4 protein-coding genes and 1 pseudogene are annotated in these 8,765 nt (G+C 64.1%); 1 reads left to right on the top strand and 4 read right to left on the bottom strand.

Going from position 1 to position 8,765, the window contains the following annotated elements:
• A pseudogene (locus AC4DF4_RS16885) lies at window positions 1-300 on the top strand (acyl-ACP--UDP-N-acetylglucosamine O-acyltransferase); the annotation flags it as partial.
• A gap of 442 nt (window positions 301-742) precedes the next feature.
• On the opposite strand, the gene AC4DF4_RS16880 reads toward AC4DF4_RS16885, so the two are convergent.
• The 4 genes from AC4DF4_RS16880 to AC4DF4_RS16865 form a co-directional block, all read right to left on the bottom strand.
• Window positions 743-1,651, bottom strand: coding sequence for a formylglycine-generating enzyme family protein (locus AC4DF4_RS16880; RefSeq protein WP_490049280.1), 909 nt, complete (start codon window positions 1,649-1,651; stop codon window positions 743-745).
• Between the two features lie 187 nt (window positions 1,652-1,838).
• On the bottom strand, window positions 1,839-5,057 hold the full coding sequence (locus AC4DF4_RS16875) for a type I secretion C-terminal target domain-containing protein (RefSeq protein WP_490049279.1): 3,219 nt from the start codon (window positions 5,055-5,057) through the stop codon (window positions 1,839-1,841).
• 3 nt (window positions 5,058-5,060) lie between these two features.
• Window positions 5,061-6,086, bottom strand: a complete 1,026-nt coding sequence (locus tag AC4DF4_RS16870; RefSeq protein ID WP_490049278.1) for a peptidyl-prolyl cis-trans isomerase — start codon at window positions 6,084-6,086, stop codon at window positions 5,061-5,063.
• 2 nt (window positions 6,087-6,088) lie between these two features.
• The coding region (locus tag AC4DF4_RS16865; protein ID WP_490049277.1) for a hypothetical protein at window positions 6,089-8,765 on the bottom strand (2,677 nt) is incomplete at its 5' end.

Genomic DNA, 8,765 nt, shown 5'->3' with positions numbered 1-8,765 from the left:
AAGGTCGGCGATCTCGCGATGGTCCAGGGCCTCACGGCGGTCAGCCAGGACGTCCCGCCTTTCTGCACCGCCTACGGCATCAACCAGATCGCCGGGCTCAACACCGTGGGTCTCCGCCGCGCCGGCTTCAGTGCCGACGACCGCACCGCGGTCAAACGCGCCTTCAAACTAGTCTACCACTCCGGCAAATCCCGCGAGGAAGCCCTCGCCGCCGCCGCCAGCCAAGAGTGGCCCGAGCCCGCCCGCCGCTTCCTCGATGCGATCCTCTCGCCCTCGAAAAAAGGCGTCATGAGCCCGTGAACCGGACGGGCCGGCCGATGGAATGCCTGTTGCTTGACCGGGCGACGACTTCGTCACCCGGACCGGCTGGCAGGTCGCCCCCTGCTTTCAGAGCCACCTCTGCCAAGATCCGGCAGCTGTTGGCATTTCAGATCGGTCATGGCGAGCTCGACACCGCCGCCCGTGACACCGCCCGCAGCCCGGCATCGATAGTCGCAAAACGGGACTTCCCTGCGAGCGGCTGGCTCGGGGGCAGAGACCGACCCCTGTTACTCCGCGCCATAATCACCGGCTTGCCCGGTCGTCTTGTGACCAATATCAACCTCACAAGACCAGCTTCAGCCTGATTAATCCGTGCGACTTCAGAGCTAAGGCCGGAACTCATATTTCGACAACATCAAGGTCACTGGCCGCCGATTCCGATCCAGTGGCTTAGGTAACGGAATCCGAACATCGCCGAAGATCAACTCCTCCTGCGGTGGGGAAGCATCGCGGCAAGGAGAAGGCCGAGCAGCAAAGGAGAAGAAGGTTCGGGAACCGAAGCGATGCTGGCGGCCACGCGGAACCCGATGAATTCATCCTCGGCGGTGGTCGCGCTGGAGCTCCGCACCGTGGCGCTCAGGTTGTAGGCGGGATCGGCGCCCCAGGACCCGCCACGGAGACCCCGCGACGATCCAATCACCGCGTCATTCCACTCCCAGACGTTGCCCGCCTGGTTGAGCGTGCCGTAGTCACTGGAAGCGAATGAGTAGGATCCCACGTCGGTCGAGTGGCCGACACTGTTGTTGTAGTTGGCGTCAGTAACCGTGATGACGTCGTCGCCATTCGGGTAGAGCGAGTAAAATGCCAAGTCGCCGTTGTAATAAGCCGCCTTGTACCATTCATCTTCGCTTGGCAGATAGACCGTGGCGCCCGGGTTTACCGTAACGATGCCGGTGCCCGCCCCCAGAGAGTAGGCTCCAGCCTCGGTGCTACCAGCGCCCTGGCCATTGCCTAACCAGTTAGTGAAGCGCGCGCTGTCGAACCAGGACACATAAACCACCGGCCGGTTTTCGAAGCCGGCCGTGACCGAGTAACCATAGCTTCCTGAGCTTCCGTTGCGGGCGATCCCGTGATGGTTCATCCCGGTATTATAAAGACCGTGGGTGTCGGTCTTGGCCACGGCGTTGAGGAAATTGGCATACTGGGCGTTGGTCACCTCGTATTTGCCAATCCGGTATTCATAAGCCACGGCACCGTAGCCGGTGGTGTCCGCGTCATTCCCAGCGTCGCCAATCGTGGCAAATTCGATGGAGACAGCAGCGCCGCCGGGCAGTAGCGAGATGAAGTAACAGAACAAGCCGAGCTTGCTCGCGGAGAGTGGTAAAGTCATGTGCTTCATTCGTCGGAAAAGATGGGTGTTTTGCTCGATTGGGCAGGAGTCGTTCCTCATCCAGAGGGCGATGGTTTGGGGCTTGGGGTGAAGCCGGTCAAAAATGAACCCTGGCGCCTAACAAGTTATTCTTTTGAGAGTCCTGCCTGCTTGTGGATGCGTGGATCAAAGGCTGATCAGGAAGATCCTACCTGAAAGGAATATGTTCTCCGGTGACGAGTGACTGGACCAACGCCGGGCGGAGACGGAAGAACCGGGAGCGGACCGCCGGATCGGCGGTGAAGAGATAGTTGCGCCGGATCCTGCCGTCCGGCTGCGATTCGCGCTTTTCAGCCGTGATGATGGATGAATCTACCCACAGGCCCAGCGAAGCGCATTCTTCAAGGCCGATCTGAACATCGGTGAGCGCGCGAACGGATGACCAGCGGAGTTCAAAACCGGTGGCGACCGGATGGATGCTCAAGGCAGGAGCCGTGGTGTCCGCAAGGGTGGGATTCGAGCCGGTGATATATTCCATCAGGTTCGAGTTGCCGTCACCGTCGCTATCCACGGTTTCCAGATCGGCGGTGGCATTGCCCGGGAAATGGCGGTTTCGCCAGTCCGCGAAACTCAGCACCGCCTCCGCGCCGCCATCGGTCACCCAAAGCACCGAGGTCTGCCCGGCCGCGCCGATGCGGTAGCGCAGCGGATCCGCAGTCAAGGCGATGTTGAGCACGGGAACCTCGGTGCCCGCGGGAGCGCTGCCGAGCGGCGTGACCGTGAGCGAGCTGGTCGCCTGCCCCGCGGCGAAGCTGATGCTTGTGGGAAGCGACTGGAAATTGACCCCGTTGGCCAGCGTGCCAGTCATGGCAAGCGATACAGCCAGCGCCTGATCGAGACCCCCCGAGCGGATCACCATGACGGTGCCGGTGAGGCTGGGTTGCGAATGAATGTGGCGGACGGTGTAGATCGCGAGCGTGCTGACGCCCGCGAGGTCGGCGTTGAGAGCTGCCCCGCCATCGCTCACTTGGGCCACCGGCAAGGCGGTGATGGAAATGCTGGTGGCGAGCGCATTCCGGTCCGGTCCGGGCAGGATGTCGAAAACCGCCTGGGTGGCCCCCCTGGCGAGAGCGACACTGCGCACAGCGCCGGTTCCCTGGGAACCGACGATCTGATAGTCCGCATCCACGCGAGCGGTGCCGCCCAGACTCAAGGGCACTTGGATGGCGGCGCTGGTATTGCCGCTGCGCGACACGGTGAGCTTGCGCGGACTTGCCGGCGAGGCGGGGTCCGCCGCGGAGATGGCGAGACCGATGACACTGTCATAGCGCGGCCCACCGAGTTTCAGGGTTCCCTCACCCACCAACCGGGCCAGATCGCTGCTGCCCAAACCGACGCCCTCGAGGGTGATGGTCTGGTTGGCGGTGGTCCCGATTCCTCCGTAAATCAGCTCAAGGCGGGTATCGACACGCGGCATATTGTTCGCATCGCGGGTGACCAGTGTTTTGAGTTTCACGTATTGGGATGGCAGGCCGGCCTTTCCGGCAAACAGCTCGGTGAGGTCAATGGCATCGCCGGCGACCGCCGAGAAATCCGTGATCACGTCGTTCCCGCCGGTTTTGGAGAACAGGAAGTGGTCCGCACCCCATTTTCCGGTGAGGCGGTTGTTGCCCATGCCGCCGCGCAGGATGTCGGACTGATCTGCTCCTGCCAGGGTGTCATTGCTCTCGCCGCCACAGATCGAGTTGCGCACCCCGGTGGCGCCGGTGATCGCCGCGGGTTGGCTGCTGCCGCGGTGGTTCCAGACCCGCAGCCCCTGCCAGCGCGCCAGCTGGTAATCCTCGATCAGCCCCTGAATCTCGGGAGACAAGGGCCGGTCGTAGAACAACACCTCGCGCAACGAGCCGTTGAAGAAGTTCTCCGCAACGGGCGAGCTGAAGGGCTGGCGGGCACCGACCGTGGTGAACGAGGAAAGCGGCGCATCCTCGCCAGCGCGGGATCTGAATTTGCCCATGCCCGGAATCCGCAGCTCGGTGCCTCCCTCCGAACTCGCCAGCGTGAGTTGCACCATCTTGTGGGGATCGACCACCGGCCCGAAGATCGTGCGGCCGTTTTGCACGACTTTGAGCGAACGGCCGTGAATGCCGGACTGCGGTCCGCCGATGCTCACTTCGAGATCGGAACTGCTGAAGAGCGTTTGGTCGGATTCCGTCTCGGCATCGAGTTCAAAGGCCATCAGCGCGACGAATTGCCCGAGGTTCACCTCCCGCTCGTCCACGTAGAGGAATTGCGAGGCATCGAAGGCCAGCCGCCCCGCGCCATCGGCCAGCGGCCGGGCCTCGGAGTAGGGCTGGTAACCATCACGCCGGTAGGTGGAGCGGTCGGTCCATTCCTCCACCGCCGTGCTTTGGGTGACCGCGCCGGCATCGAGCCACACCGCGGGATCGGCCAGCCAGCGCTTGTTGGGGGAAAACGCCTCCACCACCACTGCGACTTCCCGCGCTGCCACTCCGGCGGTAGTCAGATCCTCGAGTTGAAAGCGCACGCTGTCCTTGATGAAGGCCGGGGCAACCTCCACGCTGATGTTGCCGGCGAGGATGTCCGCGTAGGTGAAGGTGTTGCCAAGCGCCAGTGTCGCTCCTGCTCGTTTCCATACCAACCCCGCGCCGCCTCCCAGCAGGGTGAGCTTGAGGTTGGCGGCGGTGGTGTCCGCGTCCGCGACCGGCAGATACACTCCGGCGGTGCCACCCGCGGTGACCACCAGCAGCGAATCCTGCAAAACGGGGGCCCGATTGGCCGTTTGAGGATCGGTGCTGAGTTGGAACTCTTTCAGGTTGTTCCAGCCGTCGCCATCCGTATCCACCAGCGCGTCCGCGCCATTGGCGGGATCCAGTCCGTAGAGCTGCTCCCACCAGTCAGGAAGGCCATCGCCGTCGGTATCCGGCGTGGGAACATCCGTTCGGAAATCGATCCGCAGTTCGTCTCCGCGATTGGCAAAGCTGGTGGAGATTTCCGCCGCCTGCCCGGGGTCCAGCAGGCTCGCCGGATGGCCATCGACCGTGGCGGATTGGATGGCGTAACGGGCCGCGCCGCTGCCAACGACCAGAGTGGTTGCAAGCTTGTCAGACGCCGGCGCGGTTTCCTGATCAATCTCGATGCGGTAGGAAAACTCCCCGTTGCTGCCCACTCTGCGCAGAGGAACATCCAGATCAAGCACATGGGACGGGCTCTGCAGGTTGACCAGTTTCACCTGCAGGGTGCCGCTGAACAGCTGGTAGCCACCGCCCTGCCCGAGTTTGACGACCTTACCGTGAATGACGCGCGGCGGCTCGGAAAGGCTGGCGGCTCCGGCAACGGACACCAGGGCAAAGGCCAGGGCGATCCACCATGCGGGCAGAGAGGTGTTGCGGGAATCTCCAGTATTCATGAATCAATGTTCGTTAGGTTTTGAAAGTGCCGGAACCGCGGCTGCGGGGGACTTTGGCGGCGGCGGGGCGGCTCCGGCCCTGGGCGGCAGGTCCGCGAGGGCCGCGAGCGCGGGAGGGAAACGCTCGGGCTGTGCTTGGGAAACGATGCGGTGGGTGAATTCCTCCCGCAGCCGCTTGCGCTGCTCCTCGACGAGGCCTTTGCGGATGTCCGCGCTGACGGCCTCGAAGGGCTTCAGCGCGGCGGCCCGGCGCGCGATCAGGCGCACGAGGAAAAGCCCGTCCTTGCCGGCCACGATCTCGCTGAGGTCGCCCGGGTTTTGCAGCGGGGCGGCAAGTTCCAGCACCGCCTGGTGCCAAGCGTCGCTGCCGGGGCGGAGTTCCAGCCAGCCGAGGTCGCCGCCGATCAGGCGGGAGGGCTTGTGCTCGGTGTTGCCCACGGCGGCGGGACCGAAGCCGGCGGTGACGGGGAACTGGTCCCCGCCAGCAATGACCTCGGCGCGGATCTGCTCGAGGCGCGGGCGGTAGCGATCGACTAGCGGCTGCTGGCCGCGGGTACTGAACCAAAGCAGGGCCACGCGCACGGCCTCGGGCTGGGTGAAGGCATTCTCGCGCTGCGCTTCGTAGCGGGCGCGGACCTCCTCATCGGTGACTTTCACGGCCGCGAGCTGGGGCGCGAGCCGCACTTCCTGCAGGCGGGCGATGAGCAGCGATTCAATCTGGGCGGCCGTCTCGGGATCGCGTTCCAGTCCGGCTTGGCGGGCGGCGGCGGCCAGCGTGGCTCGCTCCACCAAGCGGTCGAGCGCCTCCGTGCGGGCCTGCGGGCTGTCGGCCGGACCGGGGCGGGTGCTCCACCAGTGGCGGAAGTCGTCGCCGCGGACGGACCAGCCATCGCCCTGGGCGAGCACGCCGGGCTCGGGCTGGGATTCCTTCTTCCCGCAGCCTGCGAGCAGCAGCACGGCAAGCACGCCGCCCCCCAGGAGGCGGTGACAACGGACCACAATCGGGCGATGGGAGGCAGGAGCAGGCATGATTACATCCCGGAGGAGGAGAAGGTGGTGAGCTTGAGTTGAACATCATTCACCGTGTCCATGAAGCGCTGCATCGCGGCCGTCGGGTCACTGCCCAGCGAGGCGGCGGGGATGAAGAGGATCCATTTCGTGTTCCAGACCGAGCGGCTGAAGAGTTGGGGGTCGGCGTAGGCGGGGTCGCTGCCGGAGAGGGCGCCGCCCGCGGTCGGGTAGGCGCGGAAGTCGCCCATCCGGGTGAGCTCCGCGAAGCGGCCGTTGAGGCTGTCCACCGCCGGGTTGAAGGCATAATCCCGCAGGTGGGTGGTGTTGATCGGGAAGCGCACCGGGATGCGCTGGGTGACCACGTTCCAGCCGCGGGTCTGGGGCACCAGCCCGTCTGAGTAGCGCATGATGTCCAGCCCCGCCGGCACGAAGTAGACCCGCGGCGTGGCGGCGAGCTGCTGCTTGCCGTCGGCCGACACATCGTAGCCGGAGAAGCCGACGCCGACCGAGCGCAGCTTGGTGGCGAAGTTAGCCGTGCTGTAGGCGTGGTCCGCCGCGGCGAGCGCGTTGCCGAAGAAGTTGCGCCCGGGGTTGATCTCGGTGGAGAACTCGATTTTGAAGCCGGGCTGGGCCGGGCCGAGCGGACTGGCGAAGGGGCGGCAGCGGCGGGTGAAGTCGGGGTCCTGGTTGAGGTCGGCCACCTGGGTGCTGGCCAGGTAGCTCTTCCAATTCTGGTTCGAGGAACTGCTCCCATCGGCCAGGATGCGCTTGCCCTCGGTGCGCAGCGAGAGGGTGGAGGTCTCCCACTGCGGGTTGTTCAGCCCGATCTTGCTGCCAAGGAAGTCGTAGTTGGACTTGAGCTTGGCGAGGATCTCGGCGAGGCCGCCGTTGCCCACCTTGGGCGCGTCGCCGTCCCACTGGCCGAGTTGGCGCACTTTCATCAGGTCCTCAAGCACGCTCACCGCATTGGCCGGGTGGCCGGGGGACAGGCTGGTCTCGTAGTCGTAGGCCTTGGCCGCCAGCCAGGCGAGGCGCACGGCGGTGTCCATGGTGCTCTCGTATTTGCGCGCGGCGTCGTCCCGGCTGATGCGGGCGATCATGTCACCGTAGCGGTTGCCCTGGGCGCGGCCCGCGAGCATCTTGTTCATCGCCGCGCGCTCAGCGATGAGGCGGTTGGCCTCGGCCTCCAGCGAGCGGACCTTGGCACCCGCCATGTTGAGGTCCTGGACGGCGGCCGCCATGTTCAGCCGCTTGGCGGGGTCCTCCTGCAACTCATTGGAGAGTTCCTTCAGCAGCTCGAGCAGCTCGTTGAACTCGCTGTAGACCTCGGCGTCTTTTTCTTTGAGGAGTTCGGCTTGGGTCAACGCAATTTCGGTGGCGAGTTTTGAATGCTTAACAAGACGATCGACCACTTTGATGCCAATAAAACTTGCTTCAGAAAGAGCTTCGACCCCTATCTGCATGGGGACACTGGCAAGTTCACCACCAACTATATTTAAATTCGTCTTAGTTAAAAGCAGTGCATCGTTCAGGTAACTATAGTGCCCCTCTACAAGCTCGGTGGTTTCTTCATCCAATGTTTCCAAATAGTTTTTTAGCTGTGAGAGTATTGATATCGTCCCAAAATAGTCCTGCCGACTGATCTGTGCGCCGTTGAGCGACACCAGACGCCGGTTGGCGTATTCGGCCAGGTTGGCGAGCTTGTTGATATAAACCTGGTAGTCGTCGATCGCGGTTTCCAGGGCGATTTCGGTGCGGAGCATGTCGCCGAGCGCGCTCTGGATCTCGCCGGTGGCGGCGCGGCGACCCCAGCCCTCCGGGGCCTTGAAGGCATACTGCGAGGTTTTGGAAATCGGGATTTCCACGGAGAGCGTATTACCGGGGACCGCCTCGCCTTCACTGAAGCCATTGATGATGAGTTTGGGATACTTGTCCTGCTCCGCGGTGGAAAGGTAGAATTCGTCAAAGAGGCCCCTCAGCCGTTTTCCGTCCAGATTCTCCATTCCCAAGGGCAGGAACTCGAGCTTGCTGCCGGTATTGGCGAGCGAATCGTAGATCGAGATCCGCGCGTTCCGGAACGCCTCGGGCAGGCCGTCGGGGGTGTTAGCCGTGGGCAGCAACTGCTCGATGGTGGTGGCGTCGAGATACGTGTAGGTGATGAGGTCGGGACCGGTGTAGCCTTCCTGGAAGATCTGGCCCGCGCCGATGGCACCGTTGTAAGGGGTGCCGAGCAGGGCGATGAGGCGGTTGCGGTAGTCGATGTCCTGCTCGATGGCTTTCTGCTTGAGCGCGCCGGTGTCGTCCCCGATCTGGCGCATGGTCTGCGAGGTGGCGCTGACGAAGTCGAGGGCGGCCTTGGCATTGGAGGCGGCGGCGACGGCGGACTCGTAGGTCTGTTGGAAGTGGGTTTTGCGCTCCCAGCTGTTGCCGTCATAGAAGGAATCGAGCCCGAAGCTGACGGTATCGGGGTTGACCCCGATGGGGGTGAGGCCCTGGTTGACGCCGTCCAGGGTCTGCTGGATTTCCCGGAGGCTACCGGCGAGGGCCTGCAGGTCGGCCTTGGCGGTCTGGCGGTTGATCAGGTTGAGTCCCTCGAGTGGCTGGCCGGTGGCGGGGTCGGTGGAGCCAGCGGGGAGGATGGCATTGCCGACCATCCAGTCGAAGACAGCGCCCTGGCCGCTGCGGTTGGCCCACTCG

The sequence above is a fragment of the Luteolibacter sp. genome, assembly GCF_058122085.1.
This window is presented reverse-complemented; position numbering and strand designations above follow the sequence as displayed.

Excerpts from the sequence above, each read along its gene's own strand:
- AC4DF4_RS16880 (WP_490049280.1), bottom strand. The coding sequence starts at position 1,651 with ATGACTTTACCACTCTCCGCGAGCAAGCTCGGCTTGTTCTGTTACTTC.
- AC4DF4_RS16875 (WP_490049279.1), bottom strand. The coding sequence starts at position 5,057 with ATGAATACTGGAGATTCCCGCAACACCTCTCTGCCCGCATGGTGGATC.
- AC4DF4_RS16870 (WP_490049278.1), bottom strand. The coding sequence starts at position 6,086 with ATGCCTGCTCCTGCCTCCCATCGCCCGATTGTGGTCCGTTGTCACCGC.